Source organism: Enterobacter sp. Cy-643, assembly GCF_011752815.1.
In the GTDB taxonomy this organism is placed as follows: Bacteria; Pseudomonadota; Gammaproteobacteria; order Enterobacterales; family Enterobacteriaceae; genus Cedecea.
In genome coordinates this window covers 604,382-630,010 of the sequence record NZ_VWWV01000001.1, presented here as the reverse complement: position 1 = coordinate 630,010, position 25,629 = coordinate 604,382, and the positions used below count along the sequence as shown (strand labels likewise).

16 protein-coding genes and 1 pseudogene are annotated in these 25,629 nt (G+C 54.9%); 8 read left to right on the top strand and 9 right to left on the bottom strand.

Annotation, left to right across the window (positions count from 1 at the left end; translation table 11 throughout):
- Window positions 1-19: 19 nt before the first annotated feature.
- From asmA to udk, 3 genes are all read right to left on the bottom strand, one after another.
- On the bottom strand, window positions 20-1,873 hold the full coding sequence (gene asmA / locus F3J29_RS02885) for an outer membrane assembly protein AsmA (RefSeq protein ID WP_166862844.1): 1,854 nt from the start codon (window positions 1,871-1,873) through the stop codon (window positions 20-22).
- Window positions 1,874-1,919: 46 nt separating this feature from the next.
- Window positions 1,920-2,501, bottom strand: a complete 582-nt coding sequence (gene dcd / locus F3J29_RS02880) for a dCTP deaminase (protein ID WP_039304717.1) — start codon at window positions 2,499-2,501, stop codon at window positions 1,920-1,922.
- A gap of 124 nt (window positions 2,502-2,625) precedes the next feature.
- The gene (gene udk, locus F3J29_RS02875) at window positions 2,626-3,267 is read right to left on the bottom strand and encodes a uridine kinase (protein ID WP_008455103.1); all 642 of its coding nucleotides are present in this window, start codon (window positions 3,265-3,267) and stop codon (window positions 2,626-2,628) included.
- Between the two features lie 355 nt (window positions 3,268-3,622).
- Here udk and F3J29_RS02870 point away from each other — a divergent pair, with 355 nt between their 5' ends.
- The gene (locus tag F3J29_RS02870) at window positions 3,623-6,955 is read left to right on the top strand and encodes a diguanylate cyclase (RefSeq protein ID WP_166862842.1); all 3,333 of its coding nucleotides are present in this window, start codon (window positions 3,623-3,625) and stop codon (window positions 6,953-6,955) included.
- Between the two features lie 111 nt (window positions 6,956-7,066).
- On the opposite strand, the gene F3J29_RS02865 is transcribed toward F3J29_RS02870, so the two are convergent.
- The 4 genes from F3J29_RS02865 to alkA all read right to left on the bottom strand — a co-directional run bounded on the left by F3J29_RS02865 (window position 7,067) and on the right by alkA (window position 12,059).
- Window positions 7,067-8,965, bottom strand: a complete 1,899-nt coding sequence (locus F3J29_RS02865; RefSeq protein ID WP_166864892.1) for a polysaccharide biosynthesis protein — start codon at window positions 8,963-8,965, stop codon at window positions 7,067-7,069.
- A gap of 122 nt (window positions 8,966-9,087) precedes the next feature.
- Window positions 9,088-10,116: an MraY family glycosyltransferase gene (locus F3J29_RS02860; protein WP_166862840.1), complete on the bottom strand. Its 1,029-nt coding sequence runs from the start codon at window positions 10,114-10,116 to the stop codon at window positions 9,088-9,090.
- The gene (locus F3J29_RS02855; RefSeq protein ID WP_166862838.1) at window positions 10,116-11,060 is read right to left on the bottom strand and encodes an NAD-dependent epimerase/dehydratase family protein; all 945 of its coding nucleotides are present in this window, start codon (window positions 11,058-11,060) and stop codon (window positions 10,116-10,118) included. The genes F3J29_RS02860 and F3J29_RS02855 overlap by 1 nt, the downstream gene beginning before the upstream one ends.
- A gap of 156 nt (window positions 11,061-11,216) precedes the next feature.
- A complete protein-coding gene (alkA, locus tag F3J29_RS02850) occupies window positions 11,217-12,059 on the bottom strand; it encodes a DNA-3-methyladenine glycosylase 2 (RefSeq protein ID WP_166862837.1) in 843 nt (280 codons plus the stop codon).
- 161 nt (window positions 12,060-12,220) lie between these two features.
- Here alkA and yegD point away from each other — a divergent pair, with 161 nt between their 5' ends.
- On the top strand, window positions 12,221-13,573 hold the full coding sequence (gene yegD, locus F3J29_RS02845) for a molecular chaperone (protein WP_166862836.1): 1,353 nt from the start codon (window positions 12,221-12,223) through the stop codon (window positions 13,571-13,573).
- Window positions 13,574-13,620: 47 nt separating this feature from the next.
- Here the strand turns inward: yegD and F3J29_RS02840 are convergent, their stop codons facing one another.
- Together F3J29_RS02840 and F3J29_RS22680 are read right to left on the bottom strand one after the other, a co-directional pair.
- Window positions 13,621-13,917 (bottom strand): helix-turn-helix domain-containing protein, encoded by a 297-nt coding sequence (locus tag F3J29_RS02840; protein WP_166862835.1) that lies wholly within the window; start codon window positions 13,915-13,917, stop codon window positions 13,621-13,623.
- Window positions 13,901-14,265, bottom strand: a pseudogene (locus F3J29_RS22680) (type II toxin-antitoxin system RelE/ParE family toxin). The gene F3J29_RS02840 and the pseudogene F3J29_RS22680 overlap by 17 nt, the downstream one beginning before the upstream one ends.
- A 273-nt stretch (window positions 14,266-14,538) precedes the next feature.
- On the opposite strand from F3J29_RS22680, the gene F3J29_RS02830 reads away from it, so the two are divergent.
- From F3J29_RS02830 to baeR, 6 genes are read left to right on the top strand one after another with little or no spacing between them, the layout of a single operon-like run.
- Window positions 14,539-15,792, top strand: coding sequence for an MdtA/MuxA family multidrug efflux RND transporter periplasmic adaptor subunit (locus tag F3J29_RS02830; RefSeq protein WP_166862834.1), 1,254 nt, complete (start codon window positions 14,539-14,541; stop codon window positions 15,790-15,792).
- Window positions 15,792-18,914, top strand: coding sequence for an MdtB/MuxB family multidrug efflux RND transporter permease subunit (locus F3J29_RS02825; protein ID WP_166862833.1), 3,123 nt, complete (start codon window positions 15,792-15,794; stop codon window positions 18,912-18,914). Before F3J29_RS02830 ends, F3J29_RS02825 begins: the two co-directional genes overlap by 1 nt.
- Complete coding sequence (gene mdtC, locus F3J29_RS02820) at window positions 18,915-21,998, top strand: multidrug efflux RND transporter permease subunit MdtC (RefSeq protein ID WP_166862832.1); 3,084 nt, start codon at window positions 18,915-18,917, stop codon at window positions 21,996-21,998. It abuts the gene before it with no gap.
- Window positions 21,995-23,410, top strand: a complete 1,416-nt coding sequence (locus F3J29_RS02815; protein ID WP_166862831.1) for an MFS transporter — start codon at window positions 21,995-21,997, stop codon at window positions 23,408-23,410. The genes mdtC and F3J29_RS02815 overlap by 4 nt, the downstream gene beginning before the upstream one ends.
- Window positions 23,407-24,801, top strand: coding sequence for an envelope stress sensor histidine kinase BaeS (gene baeS, locus F3J29_RS02810; protein WP_166862830.1), 1,395 nt, complete (start codon window positions 23,407-23,409; stop codon window positions 24,799-24,801). The genes F3J29_RS02815 and baeS overlap by 4 nt, the downstream gene beginning before the upstream one ends.
- Window positions 24,798-25,520 carry an envelope stress response regulator BaeR gene (gene baeR, locus F3J29_RS02805; protein ID WP_166862829.1) on the top strand — a complete coding sequence of 241 codons (723 nt, stop codon included), beginning with the start codon at window positions 24,798-24,800 and terminating at the stop codon, window positions 25,518-25,520. The genes baeS and baeR overlap by 4 nt, the downstream gene beginning before the upstream one ends.
- The last annotated feature ends 109 nt before the right edge of the window (window positions 25,521-25,629 follow it).

Sequence of the window (25,629 nt, the reverse complement as noted above, 5' to 3'; positions counted from 1 at the left end):
AGAGCCGGTTTTTTTGTCGTTAAAGCTTATTCAGTAATTGCTTAACGTCTTTCGATTTATCGCTATCTTTATGCTTATCCAGCCAGTCATTGATCCGGCGCTTAGCTTCATCCTGCAGCTGCTTACGCAGCACCTGGTCAACCTGCAGCGTGTAATTCAGCTGCTGCCACGGGCCATAAACACGCAGCGGAACGGCCGTGGTTTTTAGCGCTTCAATCAGTTTACTGTTGCTGCCCAGCCAGCCGCCGCTGACTTTAATCGCAAAGTTGGTGTCGCAGATCTCTTTCACCAGATCCATTGTGCCTTCGCCGGTCAGGGACAGCACGCTGGATTCACCGACCATCTTCGTCATCGTCAGAAGGCCGTTATCCAGCGTCGCCGACGTGGAGAAGTGGTCAAGCTCGGTGACGTTCTGAACGTTTTGCTGCGCATCCACGCCCTCGTTATTCCGACTGACAGCCTGTTGAATAAGCTGCTGGAAGTTCATCCCCTCCAGGCGGGAGTGAGCCAGCTCAAGCTGAGCCTCTCCCTGCCAGTTACTGCGGAAATCTTCCGCATCCAGGCGCTCTCCGCTGAAATCGCCAGTCATAGAAAACTGCCCGGTTAACGCAATCGGGTAATCAAAAGCGGTCAGGATTTTGCCTATCTCAATATTTTTCACCTGCGGCTGGAAGGCAAGCTCAGGCGTTTTACCGCTGGCATCCAGGAAGCCCGGCAGCGAGAGCGTGCCCTGCCCCAGCTTGCCGCTGAGCTGGTTAATACTGAGTTTCCCAGCCTGATTCACCAGCGCAGTCTGCACATCGCTGAACGCAAGACCGCGCCAGCGCACTTCACCCGCTTTGATATTCAGTTCGGCGGTAAAATTACGCAGGCTGTGGTAGTTGGTTTCACCCTGTTCTTCGGCAATCACCGGGCCTGGACGAGACGGCTGCTGAGTCTGCTGGGCTCGTGGGTTAGCCGCGGTACCCGCAGCGGGTGCATTGGCTACCAGTTTGTCGAGATTGAGCAGGCGAGATTGCAGATCTACCGTCCACTGTGGCTTATCCTGCCACGCCACGCTGACATTGCCCTGCAAATCACTGTCGTTGGCCGTGAGCTGCATATTTGCCAGCGAAAGCTGGCTGTTGGTGTTTTTCCAGCCCAGTTGAAGCGACCCCGAGCCAACGATGCCGTCAACCGGCAGGTCGGCGCCCTGCAGCCGGTAGTCAATTTGGCTTAACGTGGCGTTTATTTGCTGCGGATAGTCATGGAGATCGACATCTGCGGTGACCGAAAGCGTTAAATCCCGCTGATCGCGATTGATTTGACTGCTGAGTTCAATATGCGCCTGCCGCTTGTCATCCTGCGTCATTTGCAGATTAATATTGCGAACCGTAACCTGCTCGTCATTGATATGCTGGAAGACCAGCACACTGTCGACCACCTTAAGCTTCGAAACATCAAAGGACCAGCCGCGTCCGGTATCAGGTTCACTGACGGTGTCTTTTGGCCCTACCGGCGCGTTAGCCGAAAGCTTCGCTTCAGCCTGCGGCGTCATCTGAATCACCGCGCTTTTTAGCATGACCTGACGAACCTGAAGCTGGTGAGAAAGCAGTGGAATCAGCCCCACATCAAGACGCATATTTTCCGCGCTGACCATCGGCTGACTGGCGCCCGGTGCCGTCAGCGACATACGACCAGACAAAATACTCAGCTGCGGCCAGACATGCCAGCGCAGCGGCCCTTCCAGTTCAAGATGGTAGCCGCTGCGGGCCTCAACCTGACGAATCATATAACCACGGAAGTCATTGGGATTAACCAACAACACAAGTGAGGTCAGGCCGGCTATCAGCACAACCAGCAGAATCATCAACGTGGTTAACAGTCGTCTCATAACATTCTCCATATCATTCGCCAGAGGGCGAACAATTTACTGCGATTTAGTCTTTATCAATACGGCTCGCTACAGCTCCCTGCTGGTCGCGGTATTTGGCATCCTGACGGCGATTATAAGGACGAGCTGCTGGCCCGGATAGCGGTTCAAAGCTCAGCGCGCCAATCATCATTCCCGGACGCAGCGCCAGCGGCAGCTTCCCTGAATTGTAGAACTCAAGCACGATACAGCCATGCCAGCCCGGATCGATGCGGTGGGCAGTGACGTGTACCATCAGGCCAAGACGCGCTAACGAGGAGCGCCCATCCAGCCAGCCCACCAGATCGTCCGGCAAAGTAACAGATTCCAGCGTCACCGCCAGCGCCAGCTCACCCGGGTGGAGAAAGAAAGCTTCGCCCTCATCCAGCACAATCTCATCACTCATCACGCGCTCTAACGCTTCGGTGACTTCATCTTTAGGGCCGCTGAGATCGATAAAAGGTGCGGTATGCCCGCTAAACGTGCGGAATTTATTGCCCAGGCGAACGTCTACGGTCGCACCGTTAATGCGCTCAACCGGAGGACGCGGGGTAATCGCTAAACGGCCATCATCCAGCCAGGCTTCGATATCACGATCGCAAAGGCGCATCGCAGATTCTCCTTATCAATCTCAGTTTTACACACACTGCCACAGAGCGTCGTCGATAGCCAATTGGCAATGGATGAGGGATTCAACGTAAGAGCGAGCGGCTTACGCGCGCTCGCAAAGGTCTTTATTCAAAGAACTGACTGATTTTGGCTTTCAGAATATCGATTGCAATGCGGTTCTTGCCCCCGCGCGGCACGATAATATCGGCGTATTGTTTGGAAGGCTCAATAAATTGCAGGAACATTGGACGTACCGTTTTTTGATACTGCGCCATCACGGAATCCATTGAACGCCCGCGCTCGTTAACGTCGCGCTTCATACGGCGCATCAGGCAGATATCCAGCGGCGTATCGACAAAAATGGAGAAGTTCATCTCCTGGCGCAGACGCGCATCGGTCAGCAGCAGAATGCCTTCCAGAATGATCACCTTCTTCGGAACCAAATGCACTGTCTGGTCGGTGCGGGTATGCTCCACGTAGCTGTACACCGGCAGTTCGATAGCTTTGCCGGACTTCAGCGTCTGCAAATGCTGGAAAAGCAGGTTGTGGTCCATTGCGCTGGGGTGATCGTAGTTGGTTTTAACACGCTCTTCCATCGACAGATGGCTTTGATCTTTGTAGTAACTGTCTTCTGGAATGACACCAATGTGTTCATCGCCGACTTGCTCGCGCAGTTCACGATATAACGTGCTGGCAATGAGGCTTTTCCCTGAAGCCGATGCGCCGGCTATCCCGATGATGACGCATTGATGAGACTGATCGGTCATATTATTACGGCCTGAATACGAAAAGTGTTGGAAGGACGACGCGGAGGCGTCAAACGCCGCAATTATAGGGACAACCGTCGTTTGATACCAGCCTCTTACCCACCGCAATCGTGAAATTACGCGGTAAACAGCCAACAAAGTGACAAAGGCATGACAGCGCGCCATCGCCAGCCAACAGGGCGAAATGGAATTATTTAATTACGTGATTTGACTACGCAATTTCTGACACTCTGTAGGTAAATTCTGACAACCGAGCATAGGAATTGTAAATTGTTTGTACTAGCATAAACCGATTCTTTATTTATATGCATCCGGGTATGGCTCCTGGCGGCAGCGTCCAGGTGGATTTGCGGTAATGATTATAAAAAACAGACAAACAGAAGCCGCCTTCCATCTACCGATTCTGCTGGCTGGCTTGGGGTTACTCAGCTTTGTTTTCACCCTCTACTCCCTGGAGCTGACGCTAAAGGGCACCGAGCTGGTGCCTATCTGGTTTACCACCTCGGTAATGATGGCGGCGTTTTTCCGTTCTCCTCTCCGTCAATGGCCGTTGATTGCCGCCGCCTGTGCGCTGGGCAGCATGGCAGCCAGTGCCGCCGTTTTTCCCTTTACCGGGCTGAATTTCTCGTTAACGGCGATAAACCTGATTGAAGCGCTGCTAGGCGCCCTGCTGTTACGCCGCTTCTTGCCGCGAAAAAATCCCTTACAAAACCTCAATAACTGGGCAAGACTTGCCTTGTGCAGTGCGGCAATTCCTCCGCTGGCAGGCGGCCTGCTAGTGACGCTATTGCCGATACCGGTTGACTCCTCGGCGCTGAAAACCTTCTTTATATGGGTGCTTTCTGAATCCATCGGGGCGCTGGCGCTGATGCCGGCCGGACTGCTGTTTAAACCTTATTATTTGCTCCGTCACCGCAAAGCAGCCCTGCTGTTTGAAACCGTGGCAACCTTCGCCGTCACGCTGGCGCTCAGCTATTTTTCATTAATTTATCTGCCGTGGCCGTTCACTTTTATCATTGTCATTCTGATGTGGAGCGCCATCCGGCTGCCGCGTCTGGAAGCCTTTATTATTTTCCTTGCCACGCTGATGATGGTTTCCGCGATGATAGCCATCGGCAAACTCTCGATGTCAACGCCCCACCCGCGCGTGCTGGAATATGCGCCGTGGCTGCCATTCCTGCTGATTTTGCTGCCGGCAAACGTCATCACAATGGTGATGTACTCCTCCCGCAAAGAGCGCAAACACATCACCGAAAGCGAAACGCGTTTTCGTAACGCCATGGAATACTCGGCTATTGGCATGGCGCTGGTCTCCACCGAAGGCAAATGGCTGCAGGTCAATAAGTCATTATGTAAGTTCCTCGGCTATTCCAGCGAAGAGTTGAGCTGCCTCACCTTCCAGCAAATTACCTGGCCGGAAGATTTGAATCTCGATCTTCAGCAGCTGAGCAAGCTCGAGGCCGGGCACATCAATAGCTATTCAATGGAAAAGCGCTATTACACCAGCGCGGGCAATGTCGTGTGGGCCATGCTCACGGCGTCCGTTGTGCGCCATACCGACGGCACGCCTCTCTACTACATCGCCCAGATTGAAGACATCAATGACCTGAAGCATACCGAATGGATCAACAAGCGGCTGATGGAGCGCATTACGCTTGCCAATGAAGCTGGCGGCATCGGTATCTGGGAGTGGGATCTGACTAACGATGTCATCAGCTGGGACAAGCGGATGTTTGAGCTTTACGACGTGCCGCCGCATACCAAACCTACCTACCAACTCTGGCTGGACAGGCTGGTAAAAGAAGATCTTGTTCACTCGGAAGCGGTCATTCGCGAATCATTAAAAAACCGCGTGCCATTTAAGCTTGAGTTTCGAATCCATGTGAAAGATGGCATCCGCCATATTCGCTCCCTGGCCAACCGCGTATTGAATAAGAACGGCGACGTGGAGCGGCTGCTAGGCATCAATATGGACATGACCGAAGTTAAGCAGCTCAACGAAGCGCTGTACCAGGAAAAAGAGCGGCTGCACATCACGCTGGACTCTATCGGCGAAGCGGTGATTTGTACCGATGTCGACATGAATGTCACCTTTATGAACCCGGTAGCTGAGAAACTCAGCGGCTGGGCGCAGGAAGCGGCCATCGGCCAGCACATTCTGGCGATCCTGCGCATCACCTTCGGCGACAACGGCCCGGTGATGGAAAATATACACAGCGGTGATTTTTCCCGGAGCGCTATAGAGCAGGATGTCGTGCTGCATTGCCGCAACGGCGGCAGCTACGACATCCACTACACCATTACGCCGCTGACCACGCTGGACGGTCAAAGCATTGGCTCCGTGCTGGTCATCCAGGATGTGACTGAGTCCCGGAAAATGCTCAAGCAGCTGAGCTATAGCGCCTCGCACGATAGTCTGACGCACCTGGCTAACCGGGTAAGTTTTGAAAATCACCTGAAGCGTTTACTGCAGGGCGCGATTGAACACCGCCAGCGCCACGCCCTGGTGTTCATCGATCTCGACCGCTTTAAAGCCGTAAACGACTCCGCGGGTCATGCCGCAGGTGATGCTTTGCTAAGGGAACTCGCGGCCATGATGCTAAGTATGCTGCGCACCGGAGATTTCCTTGCCCGCCTGGGCGGCGACGAGTTTGGTTTGCTGCTGCCGGATTGTTCCACTGAAAACGCACGCTATATTTCTGAGCGCATCATTCGCAGCATCAACGACTACCACTTTATGTGGGATGGCCGCCTGCACCGCATCGGCGCCAGCGCCGGGATCACCCACATTGACGGCGATAATGCTATCGCCTCTGAAGTGCTCTCCCAGGCCGATATTGCCTGCTACGCCTCGAAGAACAACGGTCGCGGCCAGGTTACTGTTTATGAGCCGCACCGCCACTACATGGAGCAAGGGCGAGACACCATGCCGCTCGACGAGCAGTGGCAGGTGATCAAAGACAATCCCATTCTGATGATAGCGATGGCGATTGCGCCGCCGCGCATCCCGGAATCCTCCTGTTTCTATCTCCTGACCCTGCGCTTCTGGGGCAATGAAGGGGACGTTATCAACGAACCCGCATTCCGGGCGGGCCTCGCCGACCCGGCACTTCATCATGCGCTGGATCGCCGCGTGTTTAGCGAATTTTTTGACAAGTATGCTGCACAGGTCGCAAGGAAAGGTTTTGGCGTCGCGCTGCCCGTTTCCGGTGCGGGTTTGGTCAGCGATAGCTTTGTCAATGCGCTGCTGGAACAGCTTTCCACAAGCAAAATGCCGGCCCGTCTGCTGCACCTGACGATTCAAAGCAGCGACTTGCTCACCGAACCTCAGCGCGCTTATGCCAGCCTGAAACGGCTGCGTAAAGCCGGTTGTCGCATGGTGCTTAGCCACGTTGGGCGCGATCTGGAGCTGTTTAATACCCTGAGCCATCATTTGTTCGACTACGTGATGTTAGATCCCGATCTGATCCTTAACGTGCACTGTAATCTGATGGACGAAATGATGGTGACGATTGTGCACGGTCATGCCCAACGTATGACGCTGCAAACGATCGCCGGCCCGGCAGATATGCCTCTGGTGATGGATACGCTGTCGGGCATTGGCATCGATTTAATCTATGGGGAAACTATCGCCCAGCCACAGCCGCTGGAGTTGCTGCTGGCTAATAGTTATTTTGGCATTAACTGACCGGCGCCACCCCAATAAAAAAACCCCTGTCCGGCTGACCGATTCAGGGGTTTTTATTTAGCGTCTGCCAGCCAGAACTGGCTTAGTCACCGCTGAGTTCAACTCGTGGCCTTAATTGGGCATATTGCAGGAAGCATTTTTCCATACGATATCGCAAATATCATCGCTAGGATTAAAGCCTGTAGGCGCCTTGAGCAAAATGGAACGAATGGTATCCATGTCATAGCGTCCACAGGCGTCATTCATGTCGGTGAGATAAACGTTAAGCTCCTCCCATGAAAGCTTCACTTCACTGGCGGCCATGATTCGTGGGTGCTGCGTGGTCATCACATTGTCACCAATGAGGAGTTCCTCAAAGAGCTTCTCACCCGGTCTCAATCCGGTGGTTTTAATCTCAATGTCACCCTCCGGATTCGAATCATCACGTAAGGTAAAGCCACTTAAAGAAACCATTCGCTCTGCCAGATCGATGATTTTTACCGGATCGCCCATATCGAGGACAAAAACGTCTCCGCCGTTACCCATAGCACCAGCCTGTATAACCAGCTGCGCGGCCTCTGGAATCGTCATGAAGTAGCGAATAATGTCCGGGTGTGTCAACGTAATTGGCCCCCCTTTAGCTATCTGCTTTTCAAAGAGTGGCACAACAGAACCTGAAGACCCCAGCACATTACCAAATCTCACCATGCTAAAGCAGGTACCTGACTGCTGTACCGCCAATGCCTGCAGCACGAGCTCCGCCATGCGTTTTGTTGCCCCCATAGTGTTGGTCGGGCGAACGGCTTTATCCGTAGAGATCAATACAAATTTCGGGACACCGCAGCGGATTGCTGCCTGCGCACAGGCCAGCGTACCAAAGACGTTATTTCTGACGCCATCGGCAACGTTATACTCAACTAACGGTACGTGTTTATAAGCCGCGGCGTGGTAGATAGTTTCGATACCGAAACTCCCGATAACCCGCTCCAGATGATCCTGGTTTTGCACATTACCCAGCACAGGATAAAGTTTGATCGTCAATCCCTTGCTCTTGATCATCTCAGATAATTCGCGTTCGATAGCGTAAAGCGAAAACTCAGAGATCTCATAGAGAACTAACGCTTTTGGCCCGTTCAGGATAATCTGGCGACAAAGTTCTGAGCCGATGGATCCTCCCGCCCCTGTCACCATGACCGACTTATCATGGATATTCCGGGCAATTAACTCAGGTACAGGCGCCACGGGGTCACGTCCTAACAGGTCGGTAATAGAGACTTTTTTCAGCGTAGCAATGCTGGCTTTCCCTTCCACTAGATCAACCATCCCGGGAATAGAAAGTACCTCACAGGGGAGACCTTCCAGCTTTTTCATCACTTCGCTTTTACGGGAGCGGCTCAAGCTTGGCATGGCCAACAAGATTTTTTTGACCTCGTACTTCTCGACTAACCAGGCCAGCTTTTCAGGCGAGTAAACCGTCACACCATGCATAACGGTTTTTTGTAGACGTGGGTTATCGTCAACAAAAGCAACCGGGTAATACTCAGACGCCTGGCTTAAGGCAGGCAGTAACTGACGACCTGATGCACCTGCGCCGTAGATAATGACCTTGGTTCCCAGTTTTAATCCATGGTTGACCAGCATTCTTAACGCCAGCCTGGAGCCTGTAACCAACAGTAAACCAAAGGAAAAATAGATAAATGGGATGGTGCGAGGCAAATAAATATTTGTATAAAACGCGGTCACAATAAGCAGGATGGACGACGCCACCATACCCATCGCAACCGAAACAAAAACTTTAGCCGTAATATATCGAATAACCGCACGATAGAGGCCAAGTCTGACAAAGAAGCCTAACGTAACCAGAATAATCGACAGAATCAGTAACCAGTGCGGCCCACTTGTCAGAGGTGTCAGGGCATCAATACGCACCCAGAAAGAGAACCAGAAAGCACACAACAGCAGCACAACATCAATTGCCAGCGTAATAATTCTTTTTATCGGTCTTGGTAAAGCAAGCAGAAACGTAAGCATATTTTCAATAGAACAGGACACCTGTCCACCAACCTGTTGTTATAGAGTGAAAATTTTTACTGAGCACCCTCTGGTACAACTAAATATATATCAGTGATGCCCGTAACCCTGCTTTATGGCTGTTAGCCCTTATCCTTTACGCCAGCTCCGCAGCGCCACGCGATAATCACAACCGGAGCCCAGGCTATCGCTAATCCTACCACTCCCGTAATGACACCCGCTGCAATCAACATGGCAAAAGGGGTTAGCCAGATAAGATTGATGCACAGTGCACCAAGAGTGACGGGCTTATGGCTACCATATTTTCTTGCAAGTATCTGGTAGCCATGGCTTGCGTGAGCTTCGTAGACCTTTTTGCCCGCCAGCAAACGGCGCAGTAACGTTAAGGTAGCATCTACGATAAAAACGCCAAGTAAACACATCTCGGCAAGGAAGAGTTTGCTGTCAAGCAGGCCAATATGAAGAGCCAGCAAGCCGATGGTTATTCCCAGAAAGCCACTTCCGGCATCGCCCATGAAAATTTTTGCGTTCGGGAAATTCCAGAAGATAAAACCGAGTGCGGCAGCCCCCAGCAGCAAAACGCTAAGCGATGCGTCTGAACCCAAAGCGTCAGGCACAGCAATCCAGACAATCAGCAGAGATGAAAGGGAAAAAACAATCGCCTCCATGCTCGCCAGCCCATTAATGCCATCCATAAAGTTATAAAGATTCAGCATCCATACCAGATAGACTAATCCGAAAACCATCCCAATCCATCCGGCTGAGAAGGTGTAGCCGAAAAGCTCGATCGCAGGAAAGTTTCCCAGGAAGAAAAGCCCTGCGGCGGCGGCCAGGAAGTGCATCAGTAATCGCCAGCGAGCCGCAATGTGCCCATGGTCGTCAAGAAAACCGACCACCGCGGTAATTCCGCCGGCAACAATCAACGACAACATCGTCGGGTATGAAATGAGCTGAAGGAGGGACAGCGTAATCAACCCAACCATAAGACTGATAACAATGGCCACACCGCCACCACGAGGCGTCGGTACAGAGTGAGAGCTGCGTTGATTCGGTATATCAATAACGTTGTTTTTTAACGCATAAGCTCGCAGGCACCAGGTCAGAATAAATGAGAGAATAAAAACGACTACGGCCACAATTAATGCCTGCATTACTGAGCGTCCTTTGAATAATATTTTGCTGTTTTTTCCATCGTTTCGGAAAGCGTCACGGGTTGCTGCCAACCCAACAGCTCGGAGGCGTAGGAGGCATCAATATCCAGTGAGCCATAGAGCTGCTCATAAATGCTTTGCTTTCCTGTTAGCATCAGTAAAACCTTCAATATAGCTGCTGGAAACCAAAAGACACGAGGAGATTTGTTCATTCCACTCGCGAAGGATCGAACAATATCTTCCGTGGTGGGTTTATCTTTATCGGCGAGAACAAAAAGCTGATTTTTTGAACGAGGATCGTTCAGGCAAGTGGCAATAAAGCTGACAACGTTTTCCAGAGAAACCATGCTTCGCTTGTTTTTTATTCCTTTGAAGGGAAGTGGCAGCCCGCTGGCAACCAGTTTTAACAAACGCCGAATATTTCCTGGTGCATTTTCGCCACAGATAAGCGCCGGACGAATCACCGTAATCGCCATTGGGCCTGAAGAAAATGCTTCGTTCAGCTTTTGCTCAGCTTCAAATTTAGATATCGCATAATCTGAAACAGGCTTAGGTATTGATTTTTCGGTAAATGGCGTATGAGTAGTGGCATTGCCATTTACGCCAATAGAACTGATGAAAATAAAATGGTTGACCCCTGCATTCAACGCGTCGTGAGCAAGCTTTAAGGTTGCATCACAGTTAACCTGCCGAAAAGCAGAGAGTTTATCTGCAGCTGAATCGTTTAAGATATGAGCCCGACCGGCCGTATGCACGACAGCATCACACCCTTCAAGCACCGAGGACCAGTCCGTTGTTGCCGAAATATCGCCGATATCAACCAGTCCGGCAGTATTCTGCGAGCCACGACGCGTTGTGCCGACGACTTCATACCCCAATTCCCTGAGCGTTTTAACTAAACGACTCCCCACGAAACCCGTGGCCCCTGTAACCAGAATTCTCACATTCGACCCTTATAATCCGTTCATCTGAATTAAAAATGAAACTCATTCAGTAATATTAATTTAAATATAAAATTCAGACACCACTTTTATATCGGGATTTTCTTACTAATAAAGGGCGGTTACAAGTTCAAATATCGTAGCATATAATCCGGTGAGTCAGTCTGGCGTCCAGCCATCGCTATACCAGATGTGTAGCAGCGCGTAGGAGCGCCACGGCTGCCAGCGCTCGGCGTAGCGGCGGATCTGTGCAGGTGTCATATCAGGAAAACGCTGTTTAATCAGGTAATCATCCGGCAGGAAAACATCGCTGGCCTGCCAGCCGCGCAGGGCGAAATAGTTGGCGGTCCAGCGCCCGATACCCGGTAATGCTATCAGGGTTTTTATTCCCTGCGCCAAATCATCGGGTAGCTGCAGCGGAAACTGTCCTTTCACGACCTCTCCGGCAAGATGCACGATAGCCTCTGCACGCTTAAGCGACATGCCCAAAGATTTCAGCTGTTGAATATCGCAGTTTGCCAGCGTCCCGGCATCCGGAAACAGATACCAGCCATCGTTATCTGCAAGCGTCTTCCCGTAAGTCTTTACTACTTTGCTGGTCAATTTTGCCGCCATCGTCACGCTGACCAGTTGCCCAAGAATGGCCCGAATGGCCTGTTCGAACGGATCCATACAACCCGGCAGACGCAGGCCGGGCCGGGCTGCCGCCAGCGCGCCCAGGCTGCTTAATACCTGCTGCGGATCCTTGTCCAAATCCAGTAAGTTCTTCACGCGCTGTAAAACGTCGCCTGCCACAGGCTGCAGGCCATCGCTTAGCGTCACATTGAGGCAAAGATTTTTCTCGTCTGGTTCAAGCGTCACCAGCCCGGCATATTCTCCCAGCGCGAAGCTGCGCTGATAGCGACTGGCGGTAACAACTTCCACGCCCTCCACGGCACGTCCCCGTAAAAAGCCGAGGATCCAGGACCAGTCATAGGGCGGTTGATAGCTAAGGGTGTACATAAATAATCCTGAAGAGAATGAGGGCATTAGGCAGACAACACTGCTTATTTAGCATACCGCCAAATGTGGATTTCTGCCTTGCTTTCATATTCAGTTGCCCACGGACCGGCATTCCGCTAAAGTCGCCCCCCTTCTCACTGGCATGGGGATAATCAACGAAAATGAAAATCGGTTTTGACTACGGGACGGCGAACTGCTCGGTCGCCATTATGCGCGACGGAAAACCACAGCTGCTGGAGATGGAGAACGGCTCATCGCTGCTGCCTTCTATGCTCTGTGCACCGACGCGTGAAGCGGTGAGCGAATGGCTCTTCCGTCACCACGAAGTTCCGGCGACGGGAAGTGAGACTCAGGCGCTGCTGCGCCGCGCGGTGAGCTACAACCGCGAAGAAGACATTGACGTGCTGCCCGGCAGCGTAAAGTTCGGCTTAAGTTCGCTCAGCCAGTACATGGAAGACCCGGAAGAGGTGTACTTCGTCAAATCACCGAAATCCTTCCTCGGCGCCACCGGCCTGAAACCTCAGCAGGTTGCGCTGTTTGAAGATCTGGTCTGCGCGATGATGCTGCACATTCGCAAACAGGCGGAGAACCAGCTGGACGGCACTATCGACCAGGCCGTGATTGGCCGGCCAATTAACTTCCAGGGTCTGGGCGGGGAAGAGGCTAACCGGCAGGCTCAGGGGATTCTGGAACGCGCCGCGCAGCGCGCTGGCTTTCGCGACGTGGTGTTTCAGTTTGAACCCGTAGCCGCGGGGCTGGATTTTGAAGCCACGCTGCAGGAAGAAAAACAGGTGCTGGTGGTCGACATTGGCGGCGGCACCACCGACTGCTCGGTGCTGCTGATGGGACCTGACTGGCACCAGCGTCGCGACCGTGAACAAAGCCTGCTCGGCCACAGCGGCTGCCGCGTGGGCGGTAACGATCTGGATATTATGCTGGCATTTAAACAGCTGGCTCCGCTGCTTGGCATGGGCGGCCAGACGGAAAAAGGTATCGCGCTGCCGGTATTACCCTGGTGGAACGCCGTCGCGATTAACGATGTTCCGGCACAAAATGACTTCTACAGCGCGGCGAACGGCCGTTCGCTCAACGAACTGGTACGGGACGCGCGCGAACCGGAAAAGGTGGCGTATCTGCAAAAAGTCTGGCGTCAGCGCCTGAGCTATCGCCTTGTCAGGGCGGCAGAAGAGAGCAAAATTGCGCTGTCCAACAGCCAGCAGGTTTCAGCTTTGCTGCCGTTTATAGCCAAAGACGTCGGCTGCGATATCAGCCAGGAAGCGCTGGAAACCGCTATCAGCCAGCCGCTGCAGCGCATTATGGAGCAAGTCACGCTGGCGATGGACAACAGCGAAGCGAAGCCTGAGGTTATCTACCTGACCGGCGGCAGCGCGCGTTCCCCGCTGCTGCGTCACGCACTCGCCCAGCAGCTGCCTGATATTCCGATTGCCGGAGGCGATGACTTTGGCTCGGTGACCCAGGGGCTGGCCCGCTGGTCAGACGTGGTGTTCAGATAACCGCGTTAAAGTATCACTAAACAAACCGCAGGCCTCCTGCGGTTTTTTTATATCTGAAAGCGCCTCTCCTTTTCGGGAAATTCCAGATGCAGAGAAAGTTTGCCGCCCAGCGCCTCAACATAGCGCTTCAGCGTAAGCACTTTGAGATCGTTACCTCGTTGCTCTATCGCGGCGATTGCTGGCTGGGAAACCCCCATTTTTTGCGCCACTTGTTTTTGAGATAGCCCCTGCTCTTCACGCACCAGCTGCAATCCCGTTTCCAGAATTAAGACTTCGGTCATTGCACGGATCTCGGCCTGCTCATCCGGCGAGAACTCTGCCATCACTTCAGTTAAGGTTTTCATTTTCATTCTCCAGTTCCGCCAGGTGATGTGCAAATTGCGTGTCGGCCACTTTTATCTGTGCCTGATAAAAACGCTTATCGTTCGATTTGTCTCCACCACACAGCACAACGGCTCTGCGATGCGGGTCAAATCAAAAAAGATCCGATAAGGGTTGCCGCGCCATAGCAAACGTAATGCCTTCATATTGGGATAGCGAGATCCCTTTACCGTGTCGGCCTGCGGGCGGCTTAAGGCAGGCCCCCAGAACTCAATATTGCCGAATGCCGCCACAAGCCGTTTGCGGAGCTCTTCAGGCTGAGCCTGATACTAAAAGTAGAAATAGTCGGTAAATATCACGTTCCATGTCATTACTCACCTCATAAACTATAGGTTATATTAAAAATATAAACCACAGTTTATTTTCCATTTCGTGATATGACTACTTTTGGGGCTGAAACTTGCGTAATACCTCGGAAAACGTTGTGCGAAAAAACAGTTTTATTTGGCCACGAAAACATCACTTACTTACTATATGTTGCTAATCTGACAGTACTTCATATTTCCTCCATCATTGCGGGGCTATCCGTTACTAAACTAGTAACATTACGCCTAAAATCGTTTCAGGAAGAGAACACGTCATCTATGAAAGGCACACAGACTTCCCGTTGGTTGTGGATTACAGCCTTTATTCTCGTGGTGATAGCCGCCGTCTGGTTCTGGCGCAGCCATAATGCATCTTCGGGGACTCAGCCCCAGGCTAAAACAGGCCAGACATCAGCCCAGGGCGGCCGACGCGGAATGCGTGGCGGGGCGCTGGCTCCGGTTCAGGCTGCAACGGCAACCAGTGAAGCCGTGCCGCATTACCTAACCGGCCTTGGCACGATCGTCGCGGCCAATACCGTGACGGTGCGTAGCCGCGTTGACGGGCAGCTTCTGGCCATTCATTTCCAGGAAGGCCAGCAGGTGAAAGCCGGTGATTTGCTGGCAGAAATTGACCCAAGCCAGTTTAAAGTCGCGCTGGCTCAGGCCCAGGGGCAGTTGGCTAAGGATCAGGCCACCCTGGCAAACGCTCGCCGCGACCTGGCCCGCTACCAACAGCTGGTAAAAACTAATTTAGTCTCCCGCCAGGATCTCGATACTCAGCTGTCGCTTGTGGAATCCACGCTCGGCACGGTTAAAGCCGATGAAGCAGCCGTGGCCAGCGCTCAGCTGCAGCTTAACTGGAGCCGCGTCACCGCCCCTATCGACGGCCGGGTTGGCCTGAAACAGGTTGATATTGGCAACCAGATTTCCACCGGCGACACCAACGGTATTGTCGTCCTGACGCAAACGCACCCGATTGACCTGGTGTTCACCCTGCCGGAAAACGACATCGCGACGGTGATTAAAGCGCAGAAAGCCGGTGAAACGCTGAGCGTTGAAGCCTGGGACCGCACCAACAGCGTAAAACTCAGCGGCGGTAAACTGCTGAGCCTTGATAACCAAATCGATACCACCACCGGCACCATCAAGCTGAAAGCCCGCTTTGATAATCTGGATGACGCGCTGTTCCCAAATCAGTTTGTGAACGCCCGTATGCTGGTGGACACCCAGCAAAATGCCGTGGTGATCCCAGCCGGTGCATTGCAAATGGGCAACGAAGGCCACTTCGTTTGGGTACTGAACGGCGATAACAAAGTCAGTAAACATCTGGTCACGCCGGGGATTCAGGACAGCCAGAAAGTCGTGATTGCCGCCGGCGTTTCCGCAGGCGATCGCGTGGTGACCGATGGCATTGACCGCCTGACGGAAGGCGCACAGGTTGAGGTTGTCGAACCGCACAGCGCGGCCGACGATAACGCGAAACCTGCCGCTCAGGCGAAACCCGGCCACAAACACAACGGAGCACGCTCCTGATGCAGGTGTTACCTCCTGGCTCCACGGGCGGCCCTTCCCGCCTGTTTATTCTCCGTCCGGTTGCCACCACGCTATTGATGGTGGCAATTCTGCTGGCGGGGATTATTGGCTATCGTTTTCTCCCGGTATCAGCACTACCGGAGGTGGACTACCCTACCATTCAGGTGGTCACGCTCTATCCCGGCGCCAGCCCGGATGTGATTACCTCGGCCATCACTGCCCCGCTCGAACGCCAGTTTGGGCAGATGTCTGGCCTGAAACAAATGTCCTCGCAAAGCGCCGGGGGGGCGTCGGTTATCACCCTTCAGTTTCAGCTGACGCTGGCGCTTGACGTTGCCGAACAGGAAGTGCAGGCGGCCATCAACGCCGCGACCAACCTCCTGCCCACCGACCTGCCAAACCCGCCGGTTTACAGCAAGGTCAACCCGGCGGATCCGCCTATCATGACGCTTGCGGTGACCTCAACCGCCCTGCCGATGACGCAGGTGGAAGATATGGTGGAAACCCGCGTAGCCCAGAAAATCTCCCAGGTTTCTGGCGTGGGCCTGGTCACGCTGGCGGGCGGCCAGCGCCCCGCCGTTCGCGTTAAATTGAACGCGCCGGCGATTGCCGCACTCGGCCTGACTAGCGAAACCATTCGTACCGCCATCACCAACGCCAACGTCAACTCCGCCAAAGGTAGCCTGGATGGCCCTGAACGTGCCGTCACGCTCTCCGCCAACGACCAGATGAAGTCGGCCCAGGAATACCGCGATTTAATCATTGCTTATCAGAACGGTGCGCCAATTCGCCTGGGGGATATCGCTACCGTTGAGCAAGGGGCAGAGAACAGCTGGCTTGGCGCCTGGGCGAACAAGCAGCAGGCCATCGTGATGAACGTCCAGCGCCAGCCTGGGGCCAACATCATTGAGACGGCAGACAGCATCCGCCAGATGCTGCCGACGCTGACCCAAAGCCTGCCGAAGTCGGTCGAAGTGAAACTGCTCAGCGACCGTACCACCAACATTCGCGCCTCCGTGACCGACACCCAGCACGAGCTGATGCTGGCCATTGCTCTGGTGGTGATGATCATTTACCTGTTCCTGCGCAACGTGCCGGCCACCATCATTCCTGCCGTCGCCGTGCCGCTGTCGCTCGTCGGCACATTTGCAGTGATGGTATTCCTTGATTTCTCCATCAATAACCTGACGCTGATGGCGCTGACCATCGCCACTGGGTTCGTGGTAGATGATGCCATCGTGGTGATCGAGAACATTTCTCGCTACATCGAAAAAGGCGAGAAACCGCTTGCCGCCGCGCTAAAAGGTGCCGGAGAAATCGGCTTTACCATTATTTCCCTGACCTTCTCGCTCATTGCGGTGCTCATCCCACTGCTGTTTATGGGCGATATCGTGGGGCGGCTATTCAGGGAGTTTGCGGTCACGCTGGCAATTTCTATTTTAATCTCCGCCGTGGTTTCACTGACGCTGACGCCAATGATGTGCGCCAGAATGCTGAGCCACGAGTCGCTGCGTAAACAGAACCGTTTCTCCCGCGCCAGCGAGAAGATGTTTGATAACATCATTGCCGCCTATGGCCGCCTGCTAAGCAAGGTGCTGAATCATCCGTGGCTAACGCTTAGCGTCGCTTTTGGCACATTAGCGCTCACCATTGTGCTGTGGATATTTATCCCCAAAGGCTTCTTCCCTATTCAGGATAACGGCATCATCCAGGGCACGCTGCAGGCTCCGCAGTCGGTCTCCTTCGCCAGCATGGCTCAGCGCCAGCAGCAGGTGGCCGACGTGATACTGAAAGACCCTGCGGTGGAAAGCCTGACGTCGTTTGTCGGCGTTGACGGCACCAATCCCTCGTTAAACAGCGCCCGCCTGCAAATTAACCTTAAGCCGCTCAGCGACCGTGATGACCGCATCCCGACGGTGATTGACAGATTGCAGCAGAATGTCGCCAGCGTCCCGGGCGTGCAGCTTTATCTGCAGCCGATCCAGGATCTGACCATCGACACCACGGTGAGCCGCACTCAGTACCAGTTCACTCTGCAAGCGACCTCGCTGGACGAACTCAGCACCTGGGTGCCGCAGCTGGAAGACAAGCTTAAAACGCTGCCTCAGCTCGCGGATATCAGCAGTGACTGGCAGGATCAGGGGCTGATGGCCTACGTCAACGTTGACCGCGACAGCGCCAGCCGCCTCGGCATCAACATGTCATCGGTGACCAGCGCCCTGTATAACGCCTTCGGCCAGCGTCTGATTTCAACCATTTACACCCAGGCCAACCAGTATCGCGTGGTACTCGAACATGACACCAGCACCACGCCAGGGCTGAGCGCGCTCGACAACATTCGCCTTACCAGCAGCACCGGCGGCAGCATTCCATTAAGCGCGATTGCAAAGGTGGAGCAGCGCTTTGCCCCGCTGTCGATCAATCACCTCGACCAGTTCCCGTCCACCACGTTCTCCTTTAACGTCCCAGAAGGGAAATCGCTGGGCGACGCGGTGAATGCCATTACCTCGGCGGAAAAAGAGCTGGCGATGCCGTCGGATATCACGACGCAGTTCCAGGGCAGCACTCTCGCCTTCCAGGCCGCGTTGGGCAGTACAATCTGGCTGATTATTGCCTCGGTCGTGGCGATGTATATCGTGCTTGGCGTGCTGTATGAAAGCTTCATTCACCCGATCACCATTCTGTCGACGCTGCCCACGGCGGGCGTTGGCGCGCTGCTTGCGCTGATGCTGGCTGGGGCCGAACTGGACGTTATCGCTATCATCGGCATCATCCTGCTCATTGGTATCGTGAAGAAGAACGCGATCATGATGATCGACTTTGCGCTGGCCGCCGAGCGTGAACAGGGCATGGCCCCTTACGAAGCGATTTACCAGGCCTGTCTGCTGCGTTTCCGTCCGATTCTGATGACCACGCTCGCCGCGCTGCTGGGCGCGCTCCCGCTGATGCTTTCAACCGGCGTTGGCGCAGAGCTTCGGCGCCCGCTGGGTATCGGCATGGTGGGTGGACTGCTGCTCAGCCAGGTGCTGACGCTGTTTACCACGCCGGTGATTTACCTGCTGTTCGACCGGTTGTCGCACTACACGCGTCGTCGCTTCGGCCGACAGCATGAGGAGGCGTAAGTGAAGTTTTTTGCCCTCTTCATTTACCGCCCGGTGGCGACGATTTTATTGACCGTCGCCATTACGCTGTGCGGCGTGCTGGGCTTCCGCCTGCTGCCGGTTGCCCCGCTGCCGCAGGTCGATTTTCCGGTGATCATGGTCAGCGCCTCGCTGCCGGGCGCGTCGCCGGAAACCATGGCGTCGTCCGTGGCCACGCCGCTGGAGCGTTCCCTGAGCCGGATTGCCGGGGTCAACGAAATGACCTCGTCCAGTTCGCTGGGCAGCACCCGCATCATTCTGGAATTTAATTTCGACCGCGACATCAACGGTGCCGCGCGGGACGTGCAGGCGGCGATCAACGCCGCCCAAAGCCTGCTGCCCAGCGGGATGCCTGGGCGGCCAACTTACCGCAAGGCCAACCCGTCCGATGCGCCGATCATGATCCTGACGCTCACCTCCGATACGCTTTCGCAGGGCGAGCTGTATGATTTTGCCTCCACGCAGCTCGCGCAAACCGTCTCGCAAATCGACGGCGTGGGTGATGTAGACGTCGGCGGGAGCTCCCTGCCCGCGGTGCGCGTGGACCTTAATCCTCAGGCACTGTTTAACCAGGGTGTATCGCTGGATGCTGTCCGCACTGCAATCAGCAATGCCAACGTTCGTCGCCCTCTTGGTTCGGTAGAAGACAGCGCGCGTCGCTGGCAAATTCAGACCAACGACGAGCTAAAAAAAGCGGCAAACTATATGCCGCTTATCGTGCATTACAATAACGGTTCGGCTGTGCGGCTTCAGGATGTCGCCAGCGTCACCGACAGCGTGCAGGACGTGCGTAACGCCGGGATGACCAACGCCAAACCTGCCATCCTGCTGATGATTCGCAAGTCGCAGGAAGCAAACATCATCGAAACCGTGGATCGTATTCGCGCCAAAATCCCCGAATTACGAGAAACCATTCCGGCTTCCATCGACCTTCAGGTGGCCCAGGACCGGTCACCGACCATTCGCGCCTCGCTGGCCGAAGTAGAACAATCGCTGGTGATCTCCGTGTCGCTGGTCATTCTGGTGGTATTTCTGTTCCTTCGCTCAGGGCGAGCGACCTTTATTCCGGCGGTGGCCGTGCCGGTGTCGCTGATCGGGACTTTTGCCGCCATGTATTTGTGCGGCTTCAGCCTCAATAACCTGTCGCTAATGGCGCTGACCATCGCCACCGGCTTTGTGGTCGATGACGCCATCGTGGTACTGGAAAATATTTCCCGTCATCTGGAAGCGGGCGTGAAGCCGATGCAGGCGGCGCTTCAGGGCGTGCGGGAAGTGGGCTTTACCGTGCTGTCCATGAGCCTGTCGCTGGTGGCCGTCTTCCTGCCGCTGCTGTTAATGGGCGGACTGCCGGGGCGCTTATTCCGCGAGTTTGCGGTCACGCTTTCGGTCGCTATCGGGATTTCGCTGGTGGTGTCGCTCACGCTCACGCCGATGATGTGTGGCTGGCTGCTGAAAAACCGGCCGCCGGAAAAGAGAAACAAAAACCGTGGATTTGGTCGCCTGCTGATTGCCATGCAGGGCGGCTACGCGCGCTCGCTGAAATGGGTGCTGAACCATACGCGGCTGGTGGGGTTGGTACTTCTCGGTACGATAGCCCTGAGCGTCTGGCTCTACATCGCTATCCCGAAAACCTTCTTCCCGGAGCAGGACACCGGCAGGCTAATGGGCAATATTCAGGCCGATCAGAGCATCTCTTTCCAGGCCATGCGCGGGAAGCTGCAGGACTTTATGAAGATCATCCGTGAAGATCCGGCGGTGGATAACGTCACTGGTTTTACCGGCGGTTCCCGGGTTAACAGCGGCATGATGTTTATCTCACTGAAGCCATTGAGCGAACGCAGTGAAACCGCCCAGCAGGTGATTGACCGGCTGCGCGGCAAGCTCGCAAAAGAACCCGGCGCCAACCTCTACTTAATGGCGGTGCAGGATATTCGCGTTGGTGGCCGTCAGGCGAATGCCAGCTACCAGTACACGCTGCTTTCCGATGAGTTAAGCGCCCTGCGAGAGTGGGAGCCGAAAATCCGTAAAGCGCTGGCGGCGCTGCCGGAACTGGCGGACGTTAACTCCGACCAGCAGGATAACGGCTCGGAGATGGATCTGATTTACGACCGTGAAACCATGTCGCGGCTGGGGATCAGCGTCTCGGATGCCAATAATCTGCTCAACAACGCCTTCGGTCAGCGCCAGATCTCCACCATCTACCAGCCGTTGAACCAGTATAAGGTGGTGATGGAAGTCGACCCGCGCTACACCCAGGACATCAGCTCGCTTAACCAGATGTTTGTGATTAACAGCGAAGGGAAGTCGATCCCCCTCTCCTACTTTGCCAGGTGGCAGCCAGCGAACGCTCCGCTGTCGGTTAACCATCAGGGATTGTCCGCCGCATCAACCATCTCGTTCAACCTGCCTGACGGGGTATCGCTTTCTGAAGCCAGCGACGCCATCGACAGAACCATGACTTCGCTGGGCGTACCGTCCACCGTGCGCGGCAGCTACGCCGGGACGGCACAGGTGTTCCAGCAGACCATGAACTCGCAGGTGATTCTGATTCTGGCGGCCATTGCCACGGTGTATATCGTGCTGGGTATATTGTACGAAAGCTATGTTCACCCGCTGACAATCCTCTCGACGCTGCCCTCTGCGGGCGTCGGGGCGCTGCTGGCGCTGGAACTTTTCAGCGCCCCCTTCAGCCTGATTGCGCTAATCGGTATCATGCTGCTGATAGGTATCGTGAAGAAGAACGCCATCATGATGGTGGACTTCGCGATAGAGGCGCAGCGTAAGGGTGATTTAACGCCGGAAGAGGCAATTTTCCAGGCCTGCCTGCTGCGTTTCCGCCCGATTATGATGACCACGCTGGCCGCGCTGTTTGGCGCGTTACCGCTGGTGCTGACCAGCGGTGATGGTGCAGAACTGCGTCAGCCGCTGGGGATCACCATCGTAGGCGGACTGGTGGTGAGCCAGCTGTTGACGCTTTACACCACGCCGGTGGTTTACCTGTTCTTTGACCGACTGAGATTGCGCTTTAGCCGCAAACCCCGTGAAAGTAAGGCTCTGTCCGTATGACCGATTTGCCCACCGCCGTTCGCTGGCAGTTGTGGATTGTCGCTTTTGGCTTCTTTATGCAGGCGCTGGACACCACGATTGTTAATACCGCCCTTCCCTCAATGGCGCATAGTCTGGGCGTAAGCCCGCTGCACATGCACTCGGTAGTGGTGGCTTACGTGTTAACGGTCGCGGTCATGCTCCCGGCAAGCGGCTGGCTGGCGGACAGAGTGGGCGTTCGCAATATTTTCTTCACGGCGATCGTTCTTTTTACTCTCGGGTCCCTGTTTTGCTCCAACGCCTCAACGCTCAATGAGCTTGTTCTGGCGCGCGTCGTGCAGGGCATTGGCGGCGCCATGATGGTGCCGGTGGGGCGCCTCACGGTAATGAAAATCGTGCCGCGGGCGCAGTATATGGCGGCGATGACCTTCGTGACGATCCCAGGCCAGGTTGGCCCCCTGCTTGGCCCTGCGCTGGGCGGCGTGCTGGTGGAGTACGCGTCATGGCACTGGATTTTCCTGATAAACATTCCGGTCGGCATTGTTGGAGCCATAGCGACCCTGTGGCTGATGCCTAACTACACCATGCAAACCCGTCGCTTTGATATTTCCGGCTTCCTGCTTCTGGCGTTCGGGATGGCGGCGCTGACCATTGCGCTGGACGGGCAAAAGGGCCTGGGTATTTCCAGCGAAACGCTCGGGTTGCTGATCCTCGGGGGGGTTATCGCCATTCTGCTTTATCTCTGGCATGCGCGCGACAACGAAAACGCGCTGTTCAATCTCAATCTGTTCAACACGAAAACCTTTTCGCTTGGCCTGCTGGGCAGTCTGTGCGGACGCATCGGCAGCGGTATGTTGCCGTTTATGACGCCGGTGTTTTTGCAGATTGGGCTCGGATTTTCTCCGCTCCATGCCGGCCTGATGATGGTCCCTATGGTGCTGGGCAGCATGGGCATGAAGCGTATCGTTGTGCAGGTCGTCAACCGCTTCGGCTACCGCAACGTACTGGTCGTCGCCACGCTCGGCCTGGCGCTGATCACGCTGATGTTTATGGGTACGGCCCTGATGGGATGGTTCTGGCTGCTGCCGGTCGTCCTGTTTGTGCAGGGCATGGTCAACTCTATGCGCTTCTCTTCCATGAATACGCTGACGCTAAAAGATCTGCCGGATGACCTCGCCAGCGGCGGCAACAGCATGCTCTCAATGGTCATGCAGCTTTCCATGAGTATTGGCGTGACCGTCGCTGGCCTGCTGCTGGGCATGTTTGGCCACCAGCAACTTCCGGCCGGTGGGGAACAGGCTCACAGTATCTTTATGTACACCTATTTCTGCATGGCGCTGGTCATTGCCCTTCCGGCATTGCTGTTTGCCCGCGTCCCAAATGACCGTTCAGAAAATACGGTAATCAGCCGCCGTAAAAGGAGCGAAACATGAAACTCTGCCGCTCCGGGATCACCGGGAAATTATTCCTCGCCATATTTTCCACCTGTCTGCTGGTGCTGGCCATCATGCACTGGGGCGTGAGATTAAGCTTTGAGCGCGGCTTTATCGACTACATCAAGCGCGGCAATACCCAGCGCATTGAGATGCTGAGTGATGCCCTGGGTGAGCAATATGCGCTTCACGGCAACTGGCGCTTCCTGCGGCACAACGACAGGTTTGTATTTCAGATTTTACGTTCGTTTGAGCGCGACGGTGATGAAGCACACGGCATGCCTCCGCAGGGCTGGCGCACCAAGTTTTGGGTGGTCGATCAAAACTATCAGGTTCTGGTTGGCCCGCGAGAAAAGCTCCCTCCAGACGGGATGCGCAAAGCGATTAACGTCAATGGTCAGGACGTTGGCTGGGTGATTGCCTCCCCCATTGAGCGACTGACCCGCAATACCGACATTAACTTTGACCGCCAGCAGCGGCGCACGAGTTGGATAATCGTTGCCCTGTCCAGTTTGCTGGCGGCGGCGGCCACCTTCCTGCTCGCCCGTGGCCTTTTGGCCCCGGTGAAACGCCTGGTTGATGGTACCCACAAGCTGGCCGCCGGCGATTTCTCCACCCGGGTCGCGGTTGGCAGCCAGGATGAACTGGGGCGACTGGCACAGGACTTTAACCAGCTCGCCAGCACTCTGGAAAAAAATCACAAGATGCGCCGGGCTTACATGGCGGATATCTCTCACGAGCTGCGGACCCCGCTTGCCGTCTTGCGCGGCGAACTGGAGGCCATTCAGGACGGCGTGCGCCAGTTTACGCCGGAGTCCGTCACCTCACTGCAGATGGAAGTCGCCACCCTGACCAAGCTCGTTGACGACCTGCACCAGCTTTCCATGTCCGATGAAGGGGCGCTGGCCTACCAGAAAAAATCGCTGGATATCATCGCGCTGCTGGAGGTGGTTGCCGGGGCATTTCGTTCCCGCTTCGACTCCCGGGGGCTGGCGATACGCCTGGCGCTACCGGAATCCGCTATCATTTTTGGGGACGGAGACCGCCTGATGCAGCTGTTCAATAACCTGTTGGAAAACAGCCTCCGCTATACCGACAGCGGCGGACAGCTGGTGATTAGCGGTAAAATCGTGAATCAGCAGTTTGTAATGAGCTTTGACGACAGCGAGCCCGGCGTCTCGGACGAGCAGCTAGGCCAGCTGTTTGACCGTTTTTACCGTGCGGAAGGATCCCGCAACCGCGCCAGCGGCGGCTCAGGACTTGGCCTGTCTATCTGCCAGAATATTGTGACCGCCCATGGAGGAACGCTAACCGCCTCCCATTCACGCCTTGGCGGCGTTAGTATTACCGTTGAACTTCCTCTGGAAACAGAAACGTCGAGGACACTATGACCGAGCTACCGATTGACGACAGTACGCCCCGTATTTTGATCGTAGAAGATGAACCTAAGCTTGGGCAGTTGCTCATCGACTATCTCCGCGCGGCAAGCTATGCGCCGACTCTCCTGAACCACGGCGATCTGGTGCTGCCGTACGTTCGCCACACGCCGCCGGATCTCATTCTGCTGGATTTGATGCTCCCCGGTACAGACGGCCTGACGCTGTGCAAAGAGATTCGACGTTTCTCCGAAGTGCCCATCGTGATGGTGACCGCGAAAATAGAGGAGATTGACCGCCTGCTGGGGCTGGAAATTGGCGCCGACGACTATATTTGCAAGCCCTACAGTCCGCGCGAGGTCGTCGCCCGCGTGAAAACTATCCTCCGCCGCTGCAAACGCCAGCTGGCCATTTCTGCCGGTTCGGAAGAAAGCCCGCTGGTGATTGATGAAGGCCGCTTCCAGGCCAGCTGGCGCGGTAAACTGCTGGATCTGACCCCCGCAGAGTTCCGTCTGCTAAAAACCCTTTCCCACGAACCGGGCAAGGTGTTCTCACGCGAAATGCTGCTGAATCATCTGTATGACGATTACCGCGTAGTCACCGACCGCACCATCGACAGCCACATTAAAAACCTGCGGCGTAAACTTGAATCGCTGGATATCGATCAGTCGTTTATTCGCGCCGTGTACGGCGTTGGCTACCGCTGGGAGGCGGACGCCGGGCGGGTGATTTAACTCGCCTTCGGGACGACTACTTTTAGTAGACTGCTCAGATAACTAAAAAAACTCTACGATAGAACGTAGGCCGGTCAACGTTGACCGGCGCCTTCCCGTCAAGGAGACC

Excerpts from the sequence above, each read along its gene's own strand:
- baeS (WP_166862830.1), top strand. The coding sequence starts at position 23,407 with ATGAAACTCTGCCGCTCCGGGATCACCGGGAAATTATTCCTCGCCATA.
- udk (WP_008455103.1), bottom strand. The coding sequence starts at position 3,267 with ATGACCGATCAGTCTCATCAATGCGTCATCATCGGGATAGCCGGCGCA.
- F3J29_RS02815 (WP_166862831.1), top strand. The coding sequence starts at position 21,995 with ATGACCGATTTGCCCACCGCCGTTCGCTGGCAGTTGTGGATTGTCGCT.
- yegD (WP_166862836.1), top strand. The coding sequence starts at position 12,221 with ATGAAAATCGGTTTTGACTACGGGACGGCGAACTGCTCGGTCGCCATT.
- F3J29_RS02870 (WP_166862842.1), top strand. The coding sequence starts at position 3,623 with ATGATTATAAAAAACAGACAAACAGAAGCCGCCTTCCATCTACCGATT.
- F3J29_RS02825 (WP_166862833.1), top strand. The coding sequence starts at position 15,792 with ATGCAGGTGTTACCTCCTGGCTCCACGGGCGGCCCTTCCCGCCTGTTT.
- F3J29_RS02865 (WP_166864892.1), bottom strand. The coding sequence starts at position 8,965 with ATGCTTACGTTTCTGCTTGCTTTACCAAGACCGATAAAAAGAATTATT.
- dcd (WP_039304717.1), bottom strand. The coding sequence starts at position 2,501 with ATGCGCCTTTGCGATCGTGATATCGAAGCCTGGCTGGATGATGGCCGT.
- alkA (WP_166862837.1), bottom strand. The coding sequence starts at position 12,059 with ATGTACACCCTTAGCTATCAACCGCCCTATGACTGGTCCTGGATCCTC.
- F3J29_RS02860 (WP_166862840.1), bottom strand. The coding sequence starts at position 10,116 with ATGCAGGCATTAATTGTGGCCGTAGTCGTTTTTATTCTCTCATTTATT.
- F3J29_RS02830 (WP_166862834.1), top strand. The coding sequence starts at position 14,539 with ATGAAAGGCACACAGACTTCCCGTTGGTTGTGGATTACAGCCTTTATT.
- asmA (WP_166862844.1), bottom strand. The coding sequence starts at position 1,873 with ATGAGACGACTGTTAACCACGTTGATGATTCTGCTGGTTGTGCTGATA.
- baeR (WP_166862829.1), top strand. The coding sequence starts at position 24,798 with ATGACCGAGCTACCGATTGACGACAGTACGCCCCGTATTTTGATCGTA.
- F3J29_RS02840 (WP_166862835.1), bottom strand. The coding sequence starts at position 13,917 with ATGAAAACCTTAACTGAAGTGATGGCAGAGTTCTCGCCGGATGAGCAG.